Annotated in this window: 22 protein-coding genes; 13 read left to right on the top strand and 9 right to left on the bottom strand. The window is 61.9% G+C overall.

Translation table 11 applies throughout. From position 1 onward, the window contains the following. Positions 1 to 289: 289 nt before the first annotated feature. From B3605_RS09485 to B3605_RS09470, 4 genes are all read right to left on the bottom strand, one after another. Positions 290 to 1,849: a VOC family protein gene (locus B3605_RS09485; protein ID WP_112973717.1), complete on the bottom strand. Its 1,560-nt coding sequence runs from the start codon at positions 1,847 to 1,849 to the stop codon at positions 290 to 292. A 62-nt stretch (positions 1,850 to 1,911) separates the two neighbouring features. Beyond that, entirely contained in the window at positions 1,912 to 3,525 is a 1,614-nt protein-coding gene (locus B3605_RS09480; RefSeq protein ID WP_112942802.1) for a response regulator, read from the bottom strand. 2 nt (positions 3,526 to 3,527) lie between these two features. Then, positions 3,528 to 3,953: a response regulator gene (locus tag B3605_RS09475; protein ID WP_018898394.1), complete on the bottom strand. Its 426-nt coding sequence runs from the start codon at positions 3,951 to 3,953 to the stop codon at positions 3,528 to 3,530. Next, complete coding sequence (locus B3605_RS09470; protein ID WP_409457181.1) at positions 3,940 to 5,994, bottom strand: sensor histidine kinase; 2,055 nt, start codon at positions 5,992 to 5,994, stop codon at positions 3,940 to 3,942. The genes B3605_RS09475 and B3605_RS09470 overlap by 14 nt, the downstream gene beginning before the upstream one ends. Positions 5,995 to 6,250: 256 nt before the next feature. On the opposite strand from B3605_RS09470, the gene B3605_RS09465 reads away from it, so the two are divergent. From B3605_RS09465 to B3605_RS09455, 3 genes are all read left to right on the top strand, one after another. Further along, entirely contained in the window at positions 6,251 to 6,625 is a 375-nt protein-coding gene (locus B3605_RS09465; protein WP_112942800.1) for a response regulator, read from the top strand. 393 nt (positions 6,626 to 7,018) lie between these two features. Beyond that, a complete protein-coding gene (locus B3605_RS09460; protein ID WP_047507352.1) occupies positions 7,019 to 7,723 on the top strand; it encodes a response regulator transcription factor in 705 nt (234 codons plus the stop codon). A 14-nt stretch (positions 7,724 to 7,737) separates the two neighbouring features. Then, positions 7,738 to 8,175 carry a response regulator gene (locus B3605_RS09455; protein ID WP_112942871.1) on the top strand — a complete coding sequence of 146 codons (438 nt, stop codon included), beginning with the start codon at positions 7,738 to 7,740 and terminating at the stop codon, positions 8,173 to 8,175. A 7-nt stretch (positions 8,176 to 8,182) separates the two neighbouring features. Here B3605_RS09455 and B3605_RS09450 read toward each other — a convergent pair whose 3' ends face one another. From B3605_RS09450 to ybaL, 4 genes are all read right to left on the bottom strand, one after another. Then, complete coding sequence (locus B3605_RS09450) at positions 8,183 to 8,878, bottom strand: sensor histidine kinase (RefSeq protein WP_296433557.1); 696 nt, start codon at positions 8,876 to 8,878, stop codon at positions 8,183 to 8,185. A 110-nt stretch (positions 8,879 to 8,988) separates the two neighbouring features. Then, entirely contained in the window at positions 8,989 to 11,529 is a 2,541-nt protein-coding gene (gene secD, locus B3605_RS09445) for a protein translocase subunit SecD (RefSeq protein WP_112973714.1), read from the bottom strand. 92 nt (positions 11,530 to 11,621) lie between these two features. Beyond that, positions 11,622 to 12,008 (bottom strand): hypothetical protein, encoded by a 387-nt coding sequence (locus tag B3605_RS09440; protein WP_112942870.1) that lies wholly within the window; start codon positions 12,006 to 12,008, stop codon positions 11,622 to 11,624. Positions 12,009 to 12,062: 54 nt separating this feature from the next. After that, positions 12,063 to 13,874, bottom strand: coding sequence for a YbaL family putative K(+) efflux transporter (gene ybaL / locus B3605_RS09435; RefSeq protein WP_112942797.1), 1,812 nt, complete (start codon positions 13,872 to 13,874; stop codon positions 12,063 to 12,065). A 35-nt stretch (positions 13,875 to 13,909) separates the two neighbouring features. Here ybaL and B3605_RS09430 point away from each other — a divergent pair, with 35 nt between their 5' ends. Further along, the gene (locus tag B3605_RS09430; RefSeq protein WP_112942796.1) at positions 13,910 to 14,215 is read left to right on the top strand and encodes a transcriptional regulator; all 306 of its coding nucleotides are present in this window, start codon (positions 13,910 to 13,912) and stop codon (positions 14,213 to 14,215) included. A gap of 4 nt (positions 14,216 to 14,219) precedes the next feature. On the opposite strand, the gene B3605_RS09425 is transcribed toward B3605_RS09430, so the two are convergent. Further along, on the bottom strand, positions 14,220 to 15,644 hold the full coding sequence (locus B3605_RS09425) for an ArnT family glycosyltransferase (RefSeq protein ID WP_112942795.1): 1,425 nt from the start codon (positions 15,642 to 15,644) through the stop codon (positions 14,220 to 14,222). Positions 15,645 to 16,288: 644 nt separating this feature from the next. Between B3605_RS09425 and B3605_RS09420 the strand changes: the two genes are divergently transcribed. The 9 genes from B3605_RS09420 to cheD all read left to right on the top strand — a co-directional run bounded on the left by B3605_RS09420 (position 16,289) and on the right by cheD (position 24,244). Next, positions 16,289 to 17,902 carry a globin-coupled sensor protein gene (locus B3605_RS09420; RefSeq protein WP_112942794.1) on the top strand — a complete coding sequence of 538 codons (1,614 nt, stop codon included), beginning with the start codon at positions 16,289 to 16,291 and terminating at the stop codon, positions 17,900 to 17,902. A gap of 63 nt (positions 17,903 to 17,965) precedes the next feature. Then, complete coding sequence (locus B3605_RS09415) at positions 17,966 to 18,256, top strand: STAS domain-containing protein (protein ID WP_018898406.1); 291 nt, start codon at positions 17,966 to 17,968, stop codon at positions 18,254 to 18,256. Positions 18,257 to 18,258: 2 nt separating this feature from the next. Then, a complete protein-coding gene (gene cheY1 / locus B3605_RS09410; RefSeq protein WP_018898407.1) occupies positions 18,259 to 18,624 on the top strand; it encodes a chemotaxis response regulator CheY1 in 366 nt (121 codons plus the stop codon). Between the two features lie 17 nt (positions 18,625 to 18,641). After that, entirely contained in the window at positions 18,642 to 20,888 is a 2,247-nt protein-coding gene (locus B3605_RS09405) for a chemotaxis protein CheA (RefSeq protein ID WP_112942793.1), read from the top strand. 3 nt (positions 20,889 to 20,891) lie between these two features. Next, positions 20,892 to 21,359 carry a chemotaxis protein CheW gene (locus tag B3605_RS09400; RefSeq protein WP_018898409.1) on the top strand — a complete coding sequence of 156 codons (468 nt, stop codon included), beginning with the start codon at positions 20,892 to 20,894 and terminating at the stop codon, positions 21,357 to 21,359. Beyond that, on the top strand, positions 21,356 to 22,267 hold the full coding sequence (cheR, locus tag B3605_RS09395; RefSeq protein ID WP_112942792.1) for a protein-glutamate O-methyltransferase CheR: 912 nt from the start codon (positions 21,356 to 21,358) through the stop codon (positions 22,265 to 22,267). Before B3605_RS09400 ends, cheR begins: the two co-directional genes overlap by 4 nt. Next, a complete protein-coding gene (cheB, locus tag B3605_RS09390; RefSeq protein ID WP_112942791.1) occupies positions 22,264 to 23,304 on the top strand; it encodes a protein-glutamate O-methylesterase CheB in 1,041 nt (346 codons plus the stop codon). Before cheR ends, cheB begins: the two co-directional genes overlap by 4 nt. Next, positions 23,304 to 23,693: a response regulator gene (locus B3605_RS09385; RefSeq protein ID WP_018898412.1), complete on the top strand. Its 390-nt coding sequence runs from the start codon at positions 23,304 to 23,306 to the stop codon at positions 23,691 to 23,693. Before cheB ends, B3605_RS09385 begins: the two co-directional genes overlap by 1 nt. Continuing rightward, a complete protein-coding gene (gene cheD, locus B3605_RS09380) occupies positions 23,690 to 24,244 on the top strand; it encodes a chemoreceptor glutamine deamidase CheD (protein WP_112942790.1) in 555 nt (184 codons plus the stop codon). The genes B3605_RS09385 and cheD overlap by 4 nt, the downstream gene beginning before the upstream one ends. Positions 24,245 to 24,249 lie beyond the last annotated feature (5 nt).

Below are 24,249 nucleotides of genomic sequence, written 5' to 3'. Positions count from 1 at the left end.
ATTGCGAATATAAAAATATATAGAATTGCAATAAAGTTGCTTGCGTCGTTTTCTCATGGCCGCATTGCGCTTCTTCGCACTGGCGAAATGGCTGAGAGGTAAAAGACAGCTGTTCTCGCCGGGCCAATATCGACCAAGAAGACCGGCCGGATCGGACGTTTTCGCAAGAGAAAAACCCGCCGCATGACTTGGAAGAATGCGATGGGTCCGAGTAGAAATTGCAGAATACGACCAGCGGGTGTGCCGTGGCGGCAGTGGATGAAGCTCCGCTGGCCAAGCCGCTGACGCGCTACTCCTCGTGCGTCAGCCACTTCTGAATGACCGGAACATCGTCGTCGCCAAGCAGGTGCCCTGTCGGGATGACGGTCGAATCGACGGTTGCGCCCGATGTCTTCAACCGTGTTTCGAGGTCGCTTGCATATTTCCCATAGGCGTCCGTCTTGCCGCTGATGACAAGCAGATCGGTGCCCTTCAGGTCCGCATGCGGAAATTCGCTGAGCACCGGCATGGAGCGCAGTAGAACCGCTTTGTGCACCAGGTTCGGGTGCAGGTAGAGAAGCGAGTTCAGGAGATTGGCGCCGTTGGAGTAGCCGACATAGACGAGCTTCTTCGGATCGAGCCCATAGGATTTGACCGCGCCGTCGATGAAGGCGGCGAAGGCCTCGGCCTCGTTCTTGATGTCCTGCTGGTCGAAGGAGAACGGCGTGATGCGCTTGTACCAGCGCGGAATGCCCTCTTCCGTCGCGCGCCCGCGCACGCCAAGCAGCGTTGCGCGTGGCGCCACCTTGTGCAGCAGCGGCATCAGCGTCGTCTCGTTGCCACCCGAGCCATGCAGCAGCACCAGAACCGTGCCGTCAGGGTTCGGCGGCGTATAGAAGCGGTGCACGAAGGGCAGCTCGCGATAATTGACCCGAGGTTCGCCCGGCATCGAGAACTGCGGCAGAACCACTTTCAGGTCCTTGAGATCGGTAATCGGGTCCTTCGGCACGAACAGCTTTTCGCCAAGCGTCGCCGCCGGCTCGTCCACCGTCATGCCCGGCTTGTCAGTCGCAAGCTCGATCAGCGTGCCACCAGGCTCGCGCACGTAGAGCGAGCGGAAGTATTTGCGGTCGTGCACGTTGATATCAGACGCGCTAGCGCCCTCACTCTTCAGCGCATCATGAACCTTTGAAAGCGCCGCGTCGTCCTCCGCGCGGAAGGCGACGTGGTCAAAGGTGCCGGTCCCCGGCGCGCTCGACCAGAACCCCTTGGCGTTCCGGATGTCGACGATATCGCCGGACTGTGAAGCCAGCCGGTCGATATTGCCGCGGTTCTCCTGGAAGCGGTATCCGAAGTGGCTCTCGATGAAGGCGCGGCTCTTCTCCGGCTCCTCGGTCAGCATCGTCGTCCCGCGCACGCGTTGCACGGCATGCTCGACCGGAATTCCGGCGCCATGCCAGGGAGCAGGCGATTTCAGCGCCGGCGTACCGGCCAGCTTGACGATTATGTTGTCGGGATCCTTCAGGCGCAGCACCGGCTCGCCAAATTCGTCGGCCGGACCTTCCGTGCGGACGCCGAAGCTCATCGCCCGCGTCAGCCAGTAGCCGATGCTGGAAGGGTCGATCGCGAGCGCCAGTTCGCTGAGCTGCCCGAAGCCGGCACGGCCAGGCGCGCCATCTTCCCAGACAAGGAATGTCACGAGCGAGCCCGGCGTGGCTTCCGCGTCACCATAGAAGAGGTGCAACTGCGTCGCGTCTTCGAAGCCGGCGGTCTGCTTGACCAGCCGCATGCCGAGAAAGCCGGCGTAGAAGTCGACGTTCGCCTGCACCTTTCGGGTCAGCAGCGTGATGTGGTGTATGCCTGAAGCCATTGAGGGGAGCCCGGATTGCATTGGGTACAGAAGGAGCGCGGAGATGAAGGTGAGGATAACAGTCATATCGTTGCGTTTGCTTGGTGCCTTGTTTGCTCTCCATAAAGAATTAGGGCATCTCCGCAAGGCTGCAAATCCAAAGTCTGAACATCCCGCAGCGCAAGTTCCAGCTGCTGGCGCGTCGGCGGCTTGACCATATAGGCCCGCGCGCCAAGCGTTTTGGCGCGCTGCATATCGTCCTCATCGCTTGATGTGCTTAGGATGAAGGCCGGTATCGTCTTCAGCCGCGCGTCACGCGAAAGTGCCTCCAGAACCTCGAAGCCATCCATGATCGGCATGTTGATATCGAGCAGGATGAGGTCGATCAAAGGATCGTGACCACCGGTTGCCCGCTCCTGAAGCAGCCGCATCGCCTCAAGGCCGTTCGAAGCGAGATGCAGGTTGAACGTCACCTTCTCGCGCCTCATCAGCTTGATCTTCAGAAGCTGCACATCTGCGGGGCTGTCTTCGACCAGCAGAACCTCGGCCACCCGGCCGATCCTATCGGCGCGCTGCTCTTCTTGCCGTGGGCTTGCCGCCCCCTTGGGCGCCCTGTCCGCCTCACTCAAGGCCAGCGGCAGCTCCATTATGAAGGTGGTGCCGCCGCCATCGGCATCCTCGCACCAGATGGCGCCGCCATGCAGCTGCGCGATCCGCCGGCAGATCGCCAGCCCGAGCCCTGTTCCCTCGATGCCCCGCCCGACCAGCCGCTTGAAGGGCTGGAAGATCAGCTCGCGATGATCGCGCGCGATCCCGGGCCCGTTGTCGCTGACGGCGATCCGGCAGAGCGTGCCTTCGCCTTGTGCCGAGATCCGCACGCGTGGCACCCCGGCCTCGCAATATTTGATGGCGTTGGAGATGATGTTCTGCAGCATCTGCACCAGAAGCGTCCCGTCGCCCATCACCTGGGGCAAGGGGCCGCGCTCGATCTCGGCGCCACGGCTGCTGATCTGTTCGCGCAGATTGCGCTCCACCTGGTCGACGATCGCCGACAGCGACACCGGCTTGGCCTCGAGATCGCCGGAGGCCTCAAGCTTCGAGAAGCCCGACACCTTGACGATCAGCTCCTCCATGTGGTCGGCGGCGCTGAGCACGTAGCCGAGCAGATCGTGATCGTCATGTGCGAGCGAGGGCGATGCCTGCAGCAGCCTGCTGAACGACTTGATCGTCCGCAGCGGCTCCTTCAGGTCGTGGGCCATGGCGCGGGTGAAGATCTCGAGCGATTGCTGCTTCTGCTCCAGCCTGGCCGCGAGATCGCCGTGCATGATGGCGCTCTGGATGCAGCGGTGCAGCGTCTCCGGCGAAAGCGTATCCTTGGTGAGATAATCCCGCGCGCCGCCCTTCATCACCTCGACGGCGATCGTCTCGCTTCCCTGGCCGGTCAGCATGATCACGTTGGCGGAGGGATCAAGCTTCAAGATCTCCTCAAGCACGCCAACGCCGTCGCGACCCGGCAGTGAGTAGTCGAGCAACACGCAATCCGGCCGCTTCTGCGCGTTGAGCGCTATGCCCTCGTCTCCGTTTTCAGCTTCGTAGACCACGTAGTTGGCGCCCGGCACGCGCGCCAGCATTCGCCGGTAAACCTCGCGGTCGTCGATATTGTCGTCGATAACAAGTACCGCGCTGCCCTCGGCCATGCTCACCCCTCCAGAGGCAATATGGCGATCTCGAACCAGTATTCCTTCAGCCTCTGGATCGCCGCGAACAGACCGTCGAGATCGACAGGCTTCTGGACATAGGTGTTGGCGCCGAGCGCGTAGCAGCCCTCGATATCGCGCTCGTCGTCCGACGTGGTCAGGATGACCACCGGGATTTTTCGCCAAGCCGGGTTGGACTTGATCGCCTCCAGCGTCTTGCGCCCATCGAGTCCCGGCATGTTGAGGTCGAGCAGGATGAGGCCCGGCCGCGTTTCCATCGTCGCCAGCAGATCCAGCGCCTGCTGGCCCGATGGCGCCCATTGCACCGGGTTCTTGAGCTTGGCGCGCTTGAAGGCGCGGATCGTTGCTTCGTAATCGTCCTCGCTGTCCTCGACGATCAGGATCGGCTGTGATTCACGGTGCTGCATGCTGCCCCTCGCGCTTGTGACCCAATGTAAAATAGAAGGTTGTGCCCTGGCCGACTTCTGACTCCAGCCAGACGTCGCCCTCGTGACGGCCGATGATTTTGCGCACGAAGGTCAGCCCGGCGCCGGTGCCGTCGTCCGATTCCTGCGTCTTTTCCAGACGCTTGAAGATGCGGAAGATATCCTCGTAAAACTCGCGGGGAATGCCCTTGCCATTATCGCGCACGAAATAGACGTCGCTCGTCCGGCGCCCGTCTTCGCCGACAAGCTCGCCGATGTGGCCGACGGTCACGACCGGCTCGGCCTTGTCGTTATATTTCACGGCATTGGTGATCAGGTTGCGGTAAACCTCCGTCAGCCGCAGCGAATCGCAGACGACGTCGGGAAGCTGGCCCTCGACCAGCACCTTCGCCCGCCGCTCTTCCAGATAAAGCTCCATGGTCGAGACCACGTCCTTGACGATCGCATGAACGTCTGTGCGTTTCACCGCCAGCTGCTGGCGCCCGATGCGCGAGAAGTAGAGCAGGTCGTTGACCAGCTTCTCCATGCGCTGGCTGAGCCGGACGATGCGGTTGATGCGGCGCACGCCGTCCTCATCGAGCACCGTCTCGTAATCCTCGAGCAGAAAGCGGGAATGATTGTGCATCCCGCGCAGCGGTTCCTTCAGGTCATGCGAGGCGATATAGGCGAATTCGTCGAGATCGGAATTGCTGCGCTCCAGATCGGCGGTATAGGCCTGAAGCTGGCGGAACATCGTCCGCAGCTGTTCCTCCTGCTGCACCCGCAGGCTGATGTCGCGCAAAATGGCGACGAAGGTGACCGTTGTCCCAGTCCGGAAGGCGCTGAGCGATACGTCGAGCGGGAAGGTCTCGCCATTGCGCCGGATGCCCGAGATCGTACCCGTCGTGCCGGTCCCGCCCTCCTCACTCAAGAGCAGCGATCGCCGGAAATAGTCGTCGAGCCCCGCATGAAAGGTCTCCGGCAGCAGGATGTGGACGCTCTCTCCGATCGCCTCCCTCGACGTCCGGCCGAACATCTCCTCGGCCGCCGGATTGAACAGCGAAATCTTGCCCTGCGGGTCCATGGCGACAATCGCGTTTGGCGTATTGCGCGTCACCGTGTCGAAACGGATTCGCTCGGCATCCAGGCTGTCGCTCTTGCGCTGGAAGAAAAACACGAAGGTTGCAACCAACCAGAGCATGCCGACGGTGATGGCGCGGTTCGTCGCCTCGTAGCCATAGCCTTCGCCATGCCGGTCGACCGCCAGAAAGCCGAGCAGGATCAGGATCGAGCAGACGAAGGCCAGGTTGAACGGCGCCGTGCGGCTGTTGAACCACAGCGAGGTCAGGATCAGCGGCACATAGATCATGCCGTTCACCACCCCGAGCGGGGTGTAGAGATCGATCATCAGGCCTATGAAGCACAGCGCGCCGGGCAGCCAGACGGGCATGCCGCCATGATGATCCGGCTGCAGCCACCAGGACCGCACCAGCATAGCCGAGCCGAGCAGCGTCACGCCGGCCGCTGTATGCACCGCCATGCCGATATTCGATCCCCAGCGATAGATGTGCTCGGTATGCATCGCGTATCCGGCAAGTGCCGCGATGCCGAGGCCGATCACCACATAGCCGACAAGCTCCTCGAACAGCCGCGCCTTGCCGGCCCGGTCTGGGGGCGTCAGCGCCAGCGAGAGGTTGGAGAAGAACATGATCACGGCGGTGTTCAGCGCCATGCCGCCGCCGATACGGCCAAAGAATGCCGGATCGACGAGAATGCCGGCGAGAAAGCGCTCCATGATCTGCGGCTGCCGTCCGACGAATGTCAGCTCGATCAGCCGGACCCCGCTCATCGCGGCGGCAAGCGAAAACAGCAGGAAAGCGGCGAGCCGCGCATTGGCGCCGGTGTAGACCGAGATGACGAGCGCAATCCCGGTCAGGCAGAAGCAGATCGCCGTGTTGATCGCCATCGCCGGCGAATCCGGGATGAGGAAAAGAAGAGGCTCGATCTGCCGCATCCAGGCGAGAAGGATCGCTGCACCCAGCATGAGCAGCAGCACGCCGAGCACGATCGTGGTCAAACGGTGTCGTTCCTGGCGCCAGGGGGCACTCGTCCTTCGACCAATGATCGGCTTCACCACGCGTTGCTCTCCCGTCCGGCGGTTACTATTTCCAGAATTGAAAATTATTCAATATACATCTGCCGCGATAGTTGCGGCTTCGGCACCGACCGGCAATATGCCTGACATGGATGCTGTGCCCTGCGGTCGGATGGAGCGCTGGCGCGAGCGCGGAAGGGTGGCAATGCCGGCGGTATTTTATGTGGACGACAGCCGCGACGACCTGTTTTACGCGCAATATGTCTGCCGCAAGGAGCGCGCCGACATCGCTCTTTCCTGCTTCCAGACCGCCGATGCCGCCTTCGAAGCGCTCTGTCGATGCGCCGCGGAAGGCGCGACGCTGCCCGCGCTCCTGATCGTCGATCTCTACATGCCTGTCGACAGCGGCATCGGTCTCGTCACGCGCCTGCGCGCCGATCGACGCTTCGCATCGATGCGAATCGCTGTCTGTTCCGGCTCGGACGCGACGGCGGATCGAGAGCGGGCCTTGGCCTGCGGGGCGGATCTATACGTCGAAAAACCGATCGACCTCAGTGCACTCGTGGGTCTCGGCCAATAGTCCATCAAAGACAATCGACTTTCTTAGGTATTTATGACGCAATGGTTGCAAGTCTCATTGACACGACTTTGGCTACATTTCACACTATACGCATGAAGCAGTGTGAGACGATGCTGGGGAGAGCCGTTTGACTTTGTTGACGAAACAACCCTGGAAAAATCCGCAACCGAAGTCTGTCGTCTCGCTGGTGCGCGAAACGCATGGCTGACGGCATGGGAATAGGCGGAAACAGAGCCCGCATGCCGATTTTGTGATCGGCGTGTCGCGGCGGTTTCCCTCGAAACTCCGCACTCGGTCATTAACTGTATCAGTCTGGCGCGTGTCTCCAGAGGTCGGAGATGCCGCCTAACCGGTAACCACAGGCACGTAGGAGCCAAGAAGCAGGAATGCGGAATGAGTAGCGCGATGGCACTTCCATTTCACGCCGGCCCGGAATTGGGGCGGGCGATCAACCGCACGGATTTCTTTCGACTTCTGAAGGCGGCCGCGCATCACTATGCTTTCGACAGCTTCGCGCTCGCCCGCATCTCTGAGGCGTCGCAGCCCTTCGGCGCCCGCGATATCATCATCACCAATGTCGCCGAGCGCCAGACCGGCTTCTTCGTCTACGCCATGGGCCGCGCGCTCGGCTTCATCAAGTCCAAGGCCGCGCAGTTCTTGGCGACCCCCATGAGCGGCAAAGCCAACAATCTGGAGGGCTATCCTCCCGATCTCGTTCTCAACGAGTTCGACACAAACAGCTTTCTGCTCATCCCGCTTTTCACGCCCGAGGGCCGCCGCTACTGTGTCGCCTTCAGCGGCAAGCGCCAGCAGCCTGACCAGGGCGAAGTCGCCGATATCCTGCTCGATACCATGCGGATTTTCGACAAGTTCTACGAGGAAATCCTGGTCAACGAAATGTCAGGCCGTTTGACCCAACGGGAGAGTGAAGTGGTTCGCTGGACCAGTGAAGGCAAGACATCGGCGGAAATCGCCATCATCCTCGGCCTGTCGGAACACACCGTCAATTCGCACATCGCGGCGTCGGTGAGGAAGCTCGGCGCGGTCAATCGCGTCCACATGGTGGCGATGGCGTTGCGCATGGGACTTGTTTCGTGACCGAAAACGCTGACGTGAAACCAGAGACGGCTCGCGGCGAGGCGGTCAAGATCCTGTTCGTCGATGACGAATTCATCGAATTCCGCTCCCTGAAGAAGACCGTCGCGGCACTCACCGAACCGAAGGTCGAGATGGACTACGCGCAATCGGTCAGCGATGCGCTGGCAAAGCTCGGCAGCGACAGGTTCGACCTGATCCTGCTCGACAACCGCCTGCTCCCGAACGCGGATTTTCGCGAGACCGTGCCGAAGCTGCGCGCCGCGAGCTACACCGGCCCGATCGGCGTCATCTCGATGGACGTGTCGGACAGCTACTTCCAGCAGTTCCAGGAATACGGCGTCGATTTCCGCATCGGCAAGGACGAGATCGACGTCGAGACGCTGCAGCACATCATCCGCGAATATGTTCGCTATGACATGCCCGACGTCTGGAAGGACGATTACAACATCTGACGTGCCATCAAACCGGCAGCCGGATCGTGAACCTGCTTCCCGTCTCAGTCGGTGATGTGAGTGAGATCGTGCCGCCAAGCGCGGTCACCAGCTCGCGCGCGGCCGCCAACCCCAGGCCCGGCCTTTTCGCGGCGCCCTCCGGCAGCAGGCTCCAGAAGGCCGTGAATACGCTCTCCTGATGCTCGGGCGCGATGCCCGGGCCGTTGTCTGAAATATGGATCGTCCAATGCGTGGCATCGACTTCCGCCTCGACCGTCAGGCGGCACGCCTCGTCAGCATCCGTGCGATGCATCAGCCCGTTCGCCATCACGTTCTTCAGCACGAGCCCCAGGATTCCCGCATCGGTCCGGATGCCGGGCAGGTCGCCTGTCTCGATCGTGGCCTTGGGCGCATCGACCTCGAACCGCAGCTCCGCCCAGATTTGCGTCACGAGCACCTTCGTGTCGACATCGCTGATCACAAGTCGCGGCGCGCCGGAGGCGAAGCTGATCAGCCCCTTCGTCAGCTCCTGCGCTGCCTGTGTCTTGGCGAGAATGGTGTTGAGGTATTCCAGGTGCTCGGCATCGATCCTGTCGCCGATCTCGTCGATCAGGATCTCCGCATACATCGCGATGTGCCTGAGCGGCGATTGCAGGTCGTGCGAGGCAATGGCGTGAAAGCGCTTGATGCGCGTTTCGTCGGTCTCTGTCGTCGATGGTGACATGTCTCGTCCGCCGGATTTAAGCCCGGGCGGAGAATAGAAAGCGGGCGCCGGTTCTGCAACCGGCGCCCGCATCAATTTCACGAAAGCAACCTGAAAAGGTCGATCCTTTATCAGCCGGCCGACTTGCGCGAGCTCGGCGGAATGATGTCGACCTTGTCGTCGTTGCTCGAAACCGCGGCGCGGTGGCGCGTGCGCCAGTCGCCGAGGAAGAGCAGGATCGGCGCCGCGATGAACACAGACGATGCGGCGGCGACGAGAATGCCGAACACCATCGGGATCGCGAAGCTTTCGACCGCGCTGCCGCCCCAGATTGCCATCGGCAGCAGGGCGAGAAAGGCGGTGACGTTGGTGTAAATGCTTCGGGCGAGCGTTTCGTTGATCGACTTGTCGATCAGTTCGCGCAGCGGCATCGACTTGTAGAGACGCATGTTTTCACGCATGCGGTCGTAGACGACGACCTTGTCGTTCACCGAGTAGCCGACCAGCGTCAGGATCGCCGCGATGGCGGTGAGGTTGAAGTCGAGCCCCGTCAGCGCGAAGAAGCCGATGCACTTGGTCACGTCGAGAATAAGCGTGACGATGGCGCCGACCGCGAACGGCCATTCGAAGCGGTACCAGATATAGAGCAGCATCGCGAGGCTGGCGATGACGACGGACAGGATACCCGCCCATGCAAGCTCGCCGCTGACCTTGGGGCCGATGACGTCGGTGCCGGTCACGGTTGCCGACGGATCGATCTTGACGATCTCGTCCTTCAGCTTGGTGACGGCAGCCGTCTGCGCCTCTTCACCGCCGTCCTGGCGCTGAGCGCGAACGGCCATGGTGTTGTTGTCGCCATAGGACTGCAGCGAGACTTCGCCGAGGCCGAGGCTGTTCAGGCCTTCGCGGAACTTGGCGAGATCGGCTGCTTCCTGCGTCTTCACCGACATCTGGATACCACCACGGAAGTCGACGCCGTAGTTGAGGCCAGGATGGAAGAAGAGCACGACCGATGCGACCGACAGCAGTGCCGAGACGGTCACGCCGAAGAAGCGAGCCTTCATGAACTGGATGTGCTTGTCGTAGGGGTAGAAGACCGGCAGCAGCGGCTTGATGTTGATGGTCTTCAGCTTGAAGCGACGGGTGATCTCGATCATCGAAACGCGAACGAAGGCGACCGAGGTGAACATCGAGATGATCAGGCCGAGCGCCATGGTGACGGCGAAGCCGCGAACCGGGCCGGTGCCGAACCAGAACAGGATGGCGGCGGCGATTAGCGCCGTCATGTTGCCGTCGATAATGGTCGAGTAGGCACGGCGGAATCCGGTGTCGATGGCCGCGAAGGAGCCCTTGCCCTTGCGGGTTTCTTCACGGATGCGCTCGTTGATCAGAACGTTGGCGTCAACCGCGAGACCGATGCCGAGCACGACGCCGGCGATGCCGGGCAGTGTCAGCGTGGCGCCGACAAGCGTCAGTGCCGAGAAGGTCAGGATCGTGTGGATGAGCAGCGCGACGTTGGCGAGAATGCCCCAGGTTCCATAGAGCAGGAAGATGAAGGCCGCGACGAGGACGAAGCCGACGAGACCGGAATAGATACCCATCTGGATCGCATCGGCGCCGAGGTCGGCACCGACAGTGCGTTCTTCGATGACGGTGAGCTTGGCGGGCAGGGCGCCGGCGCGCAGCATGGCGGCAAGCGTGTTGGCCGTGTCGGTCGAGAAGTTGCCGGAAATCTGGCCGGAACCGCCGGTGATCGGCTCGCGGATGACAGGAGCGCTCAGCACCTTGTCATCGAGAACGATGGCGAAGGGATTGCCGACGTTCTGGCGGGTGATGTCTGCGAAGCGGGTCGCGCCGGCGCTGTCGAAGCGGAAGCTGACGACGGGCTGCTGGCTCTGGTCGAAGCTGACGCGGGCGTCGGACAGGCGGTCGCCGGAGATTTCGACGCGGTCGAGAACCGGATAGGTGTTGCCCTCATCATCCTTCAGCATCGTCACGCCGGGGCCGGGAGCATTGTTCGGCGCGAGCATGTGGAAGGACATCTTGGCAGTCGAGCCGAGGAGCTGGCGCAGGCGGGTCGGATCCTGTGCGCCCGGAAGCTGCACGAGAACGCGGTTGCCGCCGATACGCTGGATCGTCGGTTCGGCGACGCCGACCTGGTCGACGCGCTGGCGAATGACTTCAAGGCTCTGCTGGACGGCACTGTCGACGTTGCTGGAGATACCGGCGGCCGAGAAGGCAACGATGATGTTGCCGCCGCTGGTCGTGACCGACAGGTCCGACTGGCCGGCGGAAATGCCGGTTGCGATCGTGTTGCCCAGCGTGCGCAGCTGGGTCACGGCTTCGTCGGTCTGCGCCTGGTCGTTCAGCGTCACGACGATCTGGTTCTGGTTGCGAACGACCGACTTCGGCTGGATGTTCTTTTCGCGCAGCACGCGGCGCGCGTCCTGCAGAAGCGACTGCAGACGCTCGCGCGTCAGGTCGGCTTCATCGACTTCGAGAACGAGGTGCGAGCCGCCGCGAAGGTCGAGGCCGAGCGAGACCTGCTGGTGCGGGAGCCACGAGGGAAGGCGCTGCAATGTGGATTGCGGCAGGACATTCGGCAGTGCGATCAGAATGCCGAGGAGAATGATCACCGTATAGGTGGCCACCAGCCATGGTGAGGTGCGCATAGTGTTGTCTATCCTTGATAACGCTGGAACCTGCGCTTCGGGCGCAGGCAGGCGTGTCGTAAATGCAATGGGAGGCGCCGAGGCGCGTGTCGTCAGGCCGCGAAAGCGGGCGGTCCATGCGAATCGTAGGGCTTCGCGTCAGCCGCGTAGAACGCAGGCGAAGTCGATTGCGAAAGCTTGATGAAGCCGGGCGATAAGCGCTCGAAGACTTGCAGGTCAGCGGTAGCCGCGTCGCCGGAAGCATAGCTCGCGTATTTCTGCGCGACCTTCCGGTCGGCTGCCAGCACGCCGCGCACGACGTCGCGCGCGCTCAGCTGCAGCGGCTGGCTATCCTTGCTCGAAGAAGAGAATGCGTTGTTGGGGCCGCGCGTGGGGCCGAGCACGAGATTGCCGCCGAACAACAGGCCGAGATAGGCGAAGATCGCGACGGCCAGAGACACGGCAACGCGACCGGTCATGCGGCGCGTATCGAACCTCATCTGGTCGTCCTGCGGATTTTCAATCTCGAACCGGCTCAACGGCGCAAAGTTCTCTCATTGCTTCTCGGGAGAAGGCGTTTCCTCGGCCGCGCTTATACCAGCCTCGGTCTCGACTTCATAGGGTGAACTGTCATGATGCACTTGAGAGAGACGGTCAAGCATACCCATGGCGATTTCGCGCTCGCCCATGATGACGGTATCAGCACCATATTGCTTGAGTTCCTCGACCTCTGCGTCCGAATGCGCACGCGCCACGATCAGCACGCCGGGATTGACCTCGCGCCCCTGTTCGGCCACGCGGCAAGCCTCGAATGCGTTGGGAATCGCAATCACCAGGCTTCGCGCACCCTTGAGATTGGCGAGATCGAGCGCTTCGCGCGTGACCGCGTTGCCACCGATCACTTCGATGCCCTGGTCGCGAAGGGCGGCGATCCGGTGGTCGGAATCCTCTATGACGAGGAAGGGCGTGCCCGAGGATTTCAGGTTCTGCCCGACAATGCTGCCGACCCGGCCGTAGCCGACGAGAATGGCGTGGCCCGAAAGCTTGGTCGCATGCACTTCGTCCGCCACGACCGGCGGCTCTTCCACCACTTCGGTCGTGGTCTCCGCAGCCGGCTCGGGTTGAGGCTCCTCGCGCTTCGGCTCCAGCAGCGGCCGCAGTTTTTCGCAGGCATAGAAGAGGAGCGGATTGAGGATGATCGATATGATGGCGCCGGCAAGGATCAGGTCGCGGCCTTCTTCCGGCAGCAGCCCGAGATCTACGCCAAGGGCTGCGAGAATGAAGGAGAATTCACCGATCTGGCCAAGGCTTGCCGAAATGGTCAGCGCCGTTCCCACGGGCTTGCGGAACAATTGCACGATGAGGAAGGCGGCGACCGACTTGCCGATGACGATGATGAAGATGGTGGCGATCAGCGGGATCGGCTTTTCTACCAGGATGTTCGGATCGAACAGCATGCCGACGGAAACGAAGAACAGCACCGCGAAGGCGTCGCGAAGTGGCAGGCTTTCCTGCGCCGCCCGATGGCTGAGTTCGCTTTCGGCAAGAACCATGCCGGCGAAGAAGGCGCCGAGCGCCAGCGACACGCCGAACAGCTTCGATGCCCCGAAGGCGACGCCGAGCGCGATTGCCAGGACGCCGAGGCGGAAGAGTTCGCGAGACCCCGTGTGGGCGATGCGGTGCATCGTCCAGGGAATGACGCGCCGGCCGAAGACCAGCATCACGCCGACGAACAGCGCCACCTTGACCAGTGTCATGCCGATGATGCCGCCGATGCCCATATCGAGGCCGAATATGCGGTTCACCGCAGCCGACAGCGGCTCGACGGTCCCGTGGCCGCTGCCGATGCTGGCGGCCGCCGGAATGAGGACGAGCGCCAGTACCATGGCAAGGTCTTCAACGATCAGCCAGCCGACCGCGATCTTGCCCCGTTCCGTCTCGACGAGCCGCCGCTCCTGCAAAGCCTTCAGGAGCACGACGGTGGACGCGACGGAAAGAGCCAGTCCGAAGACGAGACTCCCGCCCGTCGGCCAGCCCATCAGCGCGCCCAACCCCCAGCCGAGGAGCGTGGCAAAACCGATCTGCACGATGGCGCCCGGCACGGCGATCCCGCGTACCGAAAGAAGGTCCTTCAGCGAAAAGTGCAGCCCGACGCCGAACATCAGCAGGATGACGCCGATCTCGGCAAGCTCGGGTGCGAGGTTCTGATCCGCTACATAGCCCGGCGTGTGCGGCCCCACCAGAATGCCGGCGATGAGATAGCCGACCAGGGGCGGCAGTTTGAGCCGGTTGGCGAAGGCGCCGAGGATGAACGCAAGCACGAGACCCCCGACGATTGTCGAAATCAAAGGTGTATCGTGCGGCATAAGCGGTCTCCCCGACTGGAAATCCTGATTAAATTATGACATATATGGCTGATATCAACCAATATGGGTGGTTTGACATTATGGGTCAAGGCGCGAAGGAAACAATTCTCACCCCCGCTTTGTGCCGTGCGGCAAGGGGTCTGCTGGATTGGACGCAGGTCGACCTCGCCGACCATGCCGCCGTTTCCCGCAGCACGATCCGCGACTATGAAGGCAAGCACCACGAGCTGCACCGCGCCACCGAAGCGCAACTGCGGCTGGCCTTCGAAAATGGCGGCGTTGCCTTCATCGAGGTCGAAGGCAAGGGCACCTGTATCTGCCTGCGGCCTGTAAGCGAATGATACGCTATTTCGCCGCTGCCAGGCAGCTGGCCTTCACCTTGTAGGCGTAGATCATATTTCCGCGATAATAACCTTCGCTCGGCTGCCATGACTTGATGGTCTGCGGCGTCTCCGCGCATTCGAAGGGCTGCGTGGTCACGAACAATACGTCGTCGCTGACAGTATTGGGCAGCGCGAAGGTCTGCTCATAATAGTTGTCGGGCGCTTCCGCCGGCGGCCGCGCATAGATCTTCAAGGGTTCGTTTCTGAGCGTATGGTACATGTCCGCCAGGATATCGCGGCTGTCGCTGACGATGATCGCGGTACCCGCCTGCCGCGCCAGGTCGCCGGCTTCGCGGCTGACGGCGCTGCGGCCGAGATAACGCTTCATCACCTCGTTTCCATTCGGCAGCACCAGCTGGTGCGCGAAGATGGCAGCGAGCGGAAAGAGCACGCTGGCCGTGCCGTTGATCGCGAACGACACGCGCAGGCCCTTGGGCCAGACCCGGTGAAGCAGCCAGACGGCGAGGATCGTGCCGGCGACATAGGCCGTCACCGCCCAGTTGGCATAGGCCTTGGCGATCAGCGCCTGAAAGGTGATCAGGAGCACGACAGGCACGGAAAGCCAGATCAGCAACTTCTCGATCGGGCCGCCTTGCCCTCTCAAAGCCCGGTACACCGCCCAGAGGATCGCGAAGAACACGATCGGGCCGACGACGCCGAACTGCGCGGCGAAGAACTCGATCCCGTGGCCGACATTGAGGCTCAGCCCGCTCCAGTGGGCGATGCTGGTCGTGTGCTTGATCGTCGTTGCGTCATGGGTGGCGTTCCACCAGACGTTCGGCGCCGCCACCACGATGGCAGTTGCGGCCGAAATGAAGAAGTCGCGCCATCCGATCCGTGCCATCGGCAGAAGCAGCAGGGCGATCAGGCCGCCGGGGACGACGAACAGGATGGCGTACTTGGATAGAAACGCGCAGCCGAAGGCCACGCCCATCAATAGCGCCAGTGCGATCGAGCGCTGGCGGGTCAGGCCGAAATAGGCAAACAGCGCGACAGCCAGGAAGAAGAGCAGGATGACGTCGGTCGAAAAGAAGACGGAAGACAGCGCGACGCCGGGCAGCGTGATGTAGGTGACCCCCGTCCAGCCCTCGATCTCAGGGCTGACGAAGCGCTTGGCGAGCTTCATCAGCACGAAAGCGGTCGCCATGTGAACAAGGGGGCCGCAAAGCCGGATCCAGAAGATCGCTGTCGATCCCGAAAGCTCGGTCATCGCGCGGATCACCCAGGCGATCATCGGCGGCTTCGAATAATAGCCGAAGTCGAGATTCTGCGACCAGAACCAGTATTGCGCCTCATCGACGAACAAATCCGTCGTGTCGAAGTGCAAGGTGACGATGCGCCAAAGCGTCACGCCGATAATGATGAGGATACCGAGGCGTGGGGACATGCGTCTGATTTCCGTAACTGGACAAACCATCGTCGGCCAAAGCGCAACACTTCGCCGGCTCAGTGGTTAAACACGTCCATTACTGTTGTTTTATGACGGGAATTCAAAGCACCCGCAGAGGCATGGCGACACGGCCCGCTTCAATACGGTCGAGAAGTGCGACGGCCGTGAGAACAGACACGGCAAGAAAACATGCACCCAAACCCAGAACAATCATTGCTCAATCCCTATGACGTCATGTCGTGATTTGGCGGGGATATAACACGAAGCTTGCTTCGAACTTGTAGCAGCGGCGCAACGTCACACCAGTATTTCATGGATGGTTATTCGCGTTGCTCCGAAAGCCCACATTCATAAAATGGGTATTAACCTTCAGGCAAGGAATTAACCATAAACATTGCAATACACGTCGGAATGGGAAAATTTTAGCGTTCCTAGCAGGCATGACGCCGAACCGCCGTACCGGCTTAATCCGGTATCGATCTCTCAAGTAGCTCTAAGATAGTCCGCATTGATCGCGACAGGTCCGACCGCCGGCGTTAGCCCGCGTCAGGTCCGCACGCATCCGTGTTGGTGTCAGGAGGCTTGATTTCTCTTCGGGCGATATGCCCGGGCATCGGTTGGGGACAGGCGTGGGGCAGAATATGCCATCGGATCAGGATCGTGGAGCACAGGCGGGCAGCCTGCGTGACCGCCTGCGCTTTGCCGGCCTTGATGCCGAGCAGTGCGAGATGGTACGGCGCTATCGCCCGGCGCTCCAGCAGCACCTGACCGCGGGCCTTCGCGATCTTTTCCAGCGTTTCCAGTCTTTCCCCGATGCCGCCCGCAATTTCGAGAGCGAGCGTCAGGTCGATCGGCTCCATGATCTGCAGACGTCGCACTGGGATGTGCTGACCGATGCCCGCTTCGACAGCCTCTACGCCGAGCGCGTCAAGGTCCTGTCGGACTCCGAAAGCAAGATGGGACTGGACCCTCGCTGGCATGTCGCCGGCCACGGCGTCGTCCTCGAACATGTCATTGCCGGCCTCGCCGATGAGCTCGCCGGCTCCTCCTTCCTGCCAAGCGTCAAGCGCCGCAAGCGCGAGATAGCCGATCTCATGACCGCGCTCATCCGCCTCGTGATGGTCGATGTCGAGATCGCCGTGTCGCTGCGCTTCAATTCCCTGCGTGCCTCGCAGCAGCGCCAGATCGCCGATCAGCGAAGCAGCGACAAGGCCGAGGTCGCCCGCGTATTCTCCGACGTCATCGAAGGTCTGGCCGCCCGCGACCTGACGGCCCGCGCCGTCGTCACCGAGGACGGTCCGCACAATGATGTCGCCCTGGCGCTGAACGGTGCGCTGGAAGTATTGCAGACCGAATTCGGCGCGATCAGCGAACGCACCTTGAAGGCCGAGGCATCGGTGCAGGTGCTTGGCCAGTCCGCCCGCAATCTCTCCGGCCACGCCTCCGGTCACGCCGAGCAGCTGCTGGCGTCGGCCGCGACACTCGCCGATCTCTCCGAAAACGTGCGTCGCAGCGTCGCGGGCAGCCGCGCGGCTGAAGATGCCGCCGCATCGACGCGCGCGGCAGCCGAAGCAAGCGGTGAGGTCGTTGGCCGCGCCATCTCCGCTATGGCTGATATCGAGCAGTCCGCCGAGCGCATCGGCCAGATCATCGGCGCCATCGACGAAATCGCTTTCCAGACCAATCTGCTGGCGCTCAACGCCGGCATCGAAGCCGCCCGCGCCGGTGATTCCGGCCGTGGTTTTGCCGTCGTCGCGCAGGAAGTCCGTGCGCTGGCGCAACGCTCGGCCGATGCCGCCCGCGAAATCAAGACGCTGGTCACCACCACCAAGTCGCAGGTGGATGCCGGCGTGCAGATGGTTGGCCGTACGCAGGATTCGATCGGCAGCATCGTGCGCCAGGTCACCGATATCAACGCCGCCATCGCCTCCGTCGCCAGCCAGACCAGCGACAACGCCTCCGTGCTCGACGCCGTCACCACCGACGTCAAGGGCCTTGGCGCACGCGTCGCCGAAAGTGCCGGCGTCGCATCGCATGCAGCCGACGGCGCCGACGATCTCCACACCGTCATCGTTGAGCTTGGCCGCACGGTCCGCGAATTCCGCATCGCCCGCAATCGCGCCGAGGCGGCCGAGCGTCGCCCTGTGCGCGCCGTCGATGTCCAGCCCGCCCGCCGGGTTGTTGAGGAGGCCGACGCGCCATTCGATTTCAACCCTCCGCTCGCAAGTCTCGGAGGCGGACGAAATGCTTACTGAAGCACTGAATTATGACGGCGGCTCACATTCGTTGGGCGCCAATCAGCAGATAGGGAAAGTCTGATGGCAGCAAAAAAGAGTGGGAAGACGCTGAACTTGGCGGCGACCATTGACCTCAACGAAGCCGCCGCCCTGCGCGACAAGTTTCTGTCGATGCGCGGCAGCGCCGTGTCGATCGATGCATCGGCCGTCGAGCGCGTCGGCGCCCTCGGCGCGCAGGTGCTGATGTCCGCCGCCAAGACCTGGGATCAAGACAAGCATGCGTTCACCTTCACCAAGGTTTCGGACGCGTTTCAGAAAACCATGCAGCTGATCGGTGTGGATGTTCACCCGCTGCTCGCCAAGGAGATTTAGTAATGAAGAAAAGAGTGCTGACCGTGGATGATTCACGGACGATCCGCAACATGCTTCTCGTGACCCTCAACAATGCGGGCTTCGAGACGATCCAGGCGGAAGACGGCGTCGAAGGTCTCGAGGTTCTGGAGACATCCCACCCCGACGTCATCGTCACCGACATCAACATGCCGCGTCTCGATGGCTTCGGCTTCATTGAAGGCGTTCGTCGCAACGACAAGTACCGCGCCATTCCGATCCTGGTCCTGACGACCGAAAGCGATGCCGAGAAGAAGAATCGCGCACGCCAGGCCGGCGCCACCGGCTGGATCGTCAAGCCTTTCGACCCTGCCAAGCTGATCGATGCCATTGAGCGCGTAACCGCTTAAACTCAGGAATTTCTTTTATGGATATGAACGAAATCAAAGAGATCTTTTTCCAGGAATGCGAGGAACAGCTCGCGGAACTGGAATCCGGTCTTCTGAAAATGAATGATGGCGATCGTGATCCGGAAACCGTCAACGCGGTATTTCGCGCCGTTCACTCGATCAAGGGCGGCGCTGGCGCCTTCGGTCTGGACGATCTCGTCGCCTTCGCCCATGTGTTCGAGACCACACTTGATTGCGTTCGTTCCAACAAGCTAGAGCCGACCCAGGACGTCCTGAAGGTCATGCTCAAGTCGGCCGACGTGCTCGCGGACCTGACGAACGCCGCCCGCGACGGCGGCAGCGTCGACGAGAGCCGCAGCCGTGGCCTCGTCAAGGAGCTGGAAGCGCTTGCCAACGGCGAACTCCCATCGCCGTCCGCCGCTTCCGAAGCGCCTGCAGCCGCCCCAGTGCCGGTCGCAGCAGCACCCGTCAAGCCGACCGACGAGAGCGGCTTCGAGCCGATCCCGTTCTCGTTCGACGACTTCAGCGACGACGAGACCTTCGAGATCACCTTCAAGCCGCGCTTCGAGCTCTATTCCAAGGGCAACGACGCGACGCTCCTGCTGCGCGATCTGAGCCGCCTCGGCGAGATGAGCATCTATTGCAACATGGATGCGCTGCCGGGCCTCGACGAGCTCGATCCCGAAGCCGCCTATTTCTACTGGAACATCACGCTCAAGACCGACAAGGGCGAAGACGCGATCCGCGCTGTCTTCGAATTTGCCGAGTGGGATTGTGAACTGACCATCACCACGGTTGCCGCCGAAACCGAAGCCGCTCCGGCCGAGGAATTGCCGATGGTGCCGGTACCCTTCGACCTGTCGGCGCTGGATGACGGCACCGATGCGCCGGCTCCGGAAAAGACGGAAGCTGCCGTTGCGGTTGCCGCTGCGGAAACGGCTTCGAACGTGACGCAGATTGCGTCCGCCGCTGCCCGCGTCGAAAAGAAGGAATCGGCTGCTGCCGCCAATGCAGCCGCTGCCGCTGCCGCCCAGAACAATGCCGCCGCCAACAGCGCCGGCCAGACCATCCGCGTCGATCTCGATCGCGTTGACCGCCTGATCAACCTTGTCGGCGAGCTCGTCATCAACCAGGCGATGCTCTCCCAGAGCGTCATCGAAAATGACACGACCGGCACGTCCTCGATCAACATGGGCCTCGAGGAGCTGCAGCAGCTCACCCGCGAGATCCAGGATTCGGTCATGGCTATCCGCGCGCAGCCGGTGAAGCCTGTCTTCCAGCGCATGTCGCGTATCGTCCGCGAAGTCGCCGACATGGTCGGCAAGTCGATCCGCCTTGTTACCGAAGGTGAAAACACCGAAGTCGACAAGACCGTTATCGACAAGCTTGCCGAACCGCTGACCCACATGATCCGCAATGCCGTCGACCACGGCATCGAAAGCCCGGAAAAGCGCACCGCCGCCGGCAAGGATCCCGAGGGCACGATCAAGCTCTCCGCCAAGCATCGTTCGGGCCGCATCCTGATCGAACTGCAGGACGACGGCGCGGGTATCAACCGCGAACGCGTCAAGCAGAAGGCAATCGACAACGACCTGATCTCGCCGGACGCCAACCTGACGGACGAGGAAATCGACAACCTGATCTTCGCGCCGGGCTTCTCCACGGCCGACAAGATCTCCGACATCTCCGGTCGCGGCGTCGGCATGGACGTCGTCAAGCGCTCGATCCAGGCGCTCGGTGGTCGTATCAACATCACCTCGCGACCCGGCCAGGGCTCCGTCTTCACCATGAGCCTGCCGCTGACGCTCGCCGTCCTCGACGGCATGGTCGTCACGGTCGCCGGCCAGACGCTCGTCGTTCCGCTGACGGCGATCGTCGAAACGCTGCAGCCGGAGGCGTCCGCCATCCACTCCTTCGGCGCCAGCCATCGCCTGATCTCGATCCGCAACTCCTTCTGCCCGCTGGTCGATGTCGGTCGCATCCTGAACTTCCGCGCCACCCAGGCCAATCCGGTCGAAGGTGTTGCCCTGCTCGTCGAATCCGAAGGCGGCGGTCAGCGGGCGCTGATGGTCGATGCGATCCAGGGCCAGCGTCAGGTTGTCATCAAGAGCCTCGAGGCGAACTACACCCACGTTCCGGGCATTGCCGCGGCAACCATCCTCGGCGACGGTCGCGTCGCGCTCATTCTCGATGTCGATGCAGTCGTGGGCGCTTCGCGCGGCCAGGCGCTGAGACAGGAAGTATCCTTGGCGGCGGCGGGTTAAGTCATGTCCTATATCGTGAAAAATCTGAGCGAAGGGCACCGCGAGCTGATCGCGTTCCGCGTCGGCGATCAGGAGTTTTGCGTCAATGTCATGTCGGTTCGCGAGATCCGCGGCTGGACGCCGGCAACGGCCATGCCGCACTCGCCTTCCTACATGAAAGGGGTCATCAACCTGCGTGGCGCCGTGCTGCCGATCATCGATCTCTCGGCCCGTCTCGGCATGAAGCCGACCGAGCCGACGCAGCGCCATGTCATTATTGTGGCCCAAGTTCACCGAAAAGTAGTTGGTCTGCTTGTAGATGCGGTGTCGGATATACTGACTGTTAGTGAAGACAACGTACAGCCAACGCCCGAGATCGCGTCCGAACTGCAGCGTCAGTTCGCGCGCGGGATCATGGCGATCGAGAAACGTCTGATCTGCCTGTTGGAACTGGAAGCCATATTCCCTGACGCGGAAAGCGAAGCTGCATGAGTGTCTTGAGTGCAAAAGATGTAAGACCGGGGAGCCCCGATGAGGTTCTGGCGAGCGGCGAATACCCGCTGACGCGCCGCGACCTCACGGAAATCGCCGCGATGATCTACTCGGATGCGGGCATCTTCCTCAACGAGACCAAGGCATCGCTGGTCTATTCGCGTCTTTCCAAGCACATTCGCAATCTCGGCCTCTCCGGCTTCCGCGAATACTGTTCGCTGGTGTCTTCGCAGGCGGGTGCCGGGCCGCGCCGCGAAATGCTGTCGCATCTGACCACCAATTTCACGCGCTTCTTTCGTGAAAATCATCACTTCGAGCATATGCGCGATCACGTGCTGCCGGAACTGTTGCAGCGTGCCAAGTCCGGCGGTCGCGTCCGCATCTGGTCGGCAGCCTCGTCGGATGGCCAGGAGCCCTATTCGATCGCGCTGACGGTGCTGTCGATGATGCCGAATGTCGCCGACTACGATTTCAAGATCCTCGCGACCGATATCGATCCGAAGATCCTCGCCATCGCCCGCGCCGGCGCCTACGACGAAAGTGCGCTCGAAACCGTTTCGCCCGCCATGCGCAAGCAGTGGTTCAGCGAAGTCAATATCGACGGGCGCCGCAAGTTCCAGGTCGATGACCGCGTCAAGCGGCTGATCACCTATAACGAGCTTAACCTGATGGCCCAGTGGCCGTTCAAGGGCAAGTTCGACGTCATCTTCTGCCGCAACGTCGTGATCTATTTCGATGAGCCGACTCAGATGAAGATCTGGTCGCGCTTCGCCGAGCTCATGCCCGAGGGCGGTCATCTCTATATCGGCCACTCCGAGCGGGTGTCCGGCGATTCCAAGCATGTCTTCGACAATATCGGTATCACCACGTACCGCTATACGACCAAGGGCCTTGGGAGGAAGGGATGAGCATGGCGGCACGTGTTCTCGTTGTTGACGATTCTCCCACCATGCGCGGTCTCATCACCGCGGTGCTGCAGTCCGACCCTGACGTCGATGTCATCGGCCAGGCCGGCGACGCCATGGAAGCGCGCGAGGCGATCAAGAAGCTCAATCCCGATGTCGTGACGCTCGATATCGAGATGCCGAACATGAACGGCCTCGATTTTCTCGAGAAGATCATGCGTCTTCGCCCGATGCCCGTCATCATGGTGTCGACGCTGACGCATCGCGGCACCAACGCGACGCTCGCGGCATTGGAGATCGGCGCGTTCGATTGCGTGAGCAAGCCGCAGCCTGGCGACATGCGCCCCTTCGCCGACCTCGCCGAAAAGGTGAAGGCCGCCGCCCGTTCGCAGCGCCGCCCCGTCATGGCTCCGCAGCCCGTAACACCGCCGCCCGCGGTTGCCGATTATCGCGTCGGCCGCAAGGTGGTCGCGATCGGTTCCTCGACCGGTGGCGTGGAAGCGCTGATCACCGTGCTGCAGAAATTCCCGGCCAACTGCCCGCCGACCGTGATTACGCAGCATATGCCGTCGACCTTCACCAAGAGCTTCGCGGAGCGGCTGAACCGCCTCTGCGCTCCTGTCGTGCAGGAAGCGACGGATGGCGCGCGGCTCGAAATCGGCAAGATCTATCTGGCCCCCGGCGGCGAGCGGCATCTGCAGGTGGTCAATCCATCCGCGCCCTGCTGCCGCCTTCTCGAGCGCGAGCCGGTAAATGGTCACCGGCCCTCGGTCGATGTTCTCTTTGATTCCGTCGCCGAGCTTGCGGGTCGCAATGCTGTCGGCGTGATCCTGACCGGAATGGGTCGCGACGGCGCCGCCGGTCTCCTGAAAATGCGCCATGCAGGCGCCCGTACCCTCGGACAGAACGAAAAGACCTCGGTGGTCTACGGGATGCCGCGGGTAGCTTTCGAACTCGGGGCTGTCGAACAGCAGCTGCCGCTTAATGCCATTGGCGAGGAAATCTTGAAGATGACCGCCCGTAAGGAAGGAACTGACTAATGTCACTCGCAGAGAAAATCAAAGTTCTGATCGTCGACGATCAGGTCACCAGCCGCCTGCTGCTCAGCGACGCGCTGACCCAGCTCGGCTTCAAGCAGATCACTGCCGCTGGCGATGGCGTGCAGGGCATGAAGATCATGGCCCAGCAGCCACACCACCTGGTCATCTCGGACTTCAACATGCCTAACATGGATGGCCTCGGCTTCTTGCAGGCCGTCCGCAGCAATCCGACGACCAAGAAGGCAGCCTTCATCATCCTGACCGCGCAGGGCGACCGCGCGCTGGTCACCAAGGCGGCGGCCCTCGGCGCCAACAACGTCCTGGCCAAGCCCTTCACCATCGAAAAGATGAAGGCGGCGATTGAAGCCGTATTTGGAGCGCTGAAATGACAGTCGAGGTTGCGGCCCGCCGTGTTCATATCATTCAGGGCGAATGGAAGGTCCTGAATGATCCGAACGCGGTCTTGACGACCATACTTGGCTCGTGCGTGGCTGCATGCCTACGGGATCCCGTGGCCGGCGTTGGGGGGATGAACCACTTCCTTCTGCCGGGCAACGCCACGACGCCCATGACGGGGGGAGATGCGACGCGCTATGGCGTGCATCTCATGGAACTGCTGATCAACGGTCTCTTGAAGCAGGGCGCGCGTCGCGACCGCCTGGAAGCCAAGATCTTCGGAGGAGCGAAGACGATCTCGACATTCTCGAATGTCGGGGAACAGAATGCCGCTTTTGCCACGCAGTTTCTGAAGGATGAAGGCATCCCCATCGTCGGTTCCAGCACCGGCGGCGATCACGGGCGCAAGCTCGAGTTCTGGCCGGTCTCCGGTCGCGCTCGACAGTACCCGCTCACAGGTGCCGAAACCCAGAAGACCGTCGCGCTCGAACAGCGTCCGGTTGCCCCGCAGAAGCCAGTTGAAACCAGTATCGAATTCTTCTGAGCCGA

Origin of the sequence: Rhizobium sp. UBA1881 (assembly GCF_002338015.1) — a bacterium.
GTDB lineage: Bacteria > Pseudomonadota > Alphaproteobacteria > Rhizobiales > Rhizobiaceae > Rhizobium.
This window is presented reverse-complemented; position numbering and strand designations above follow the sequence as displayed.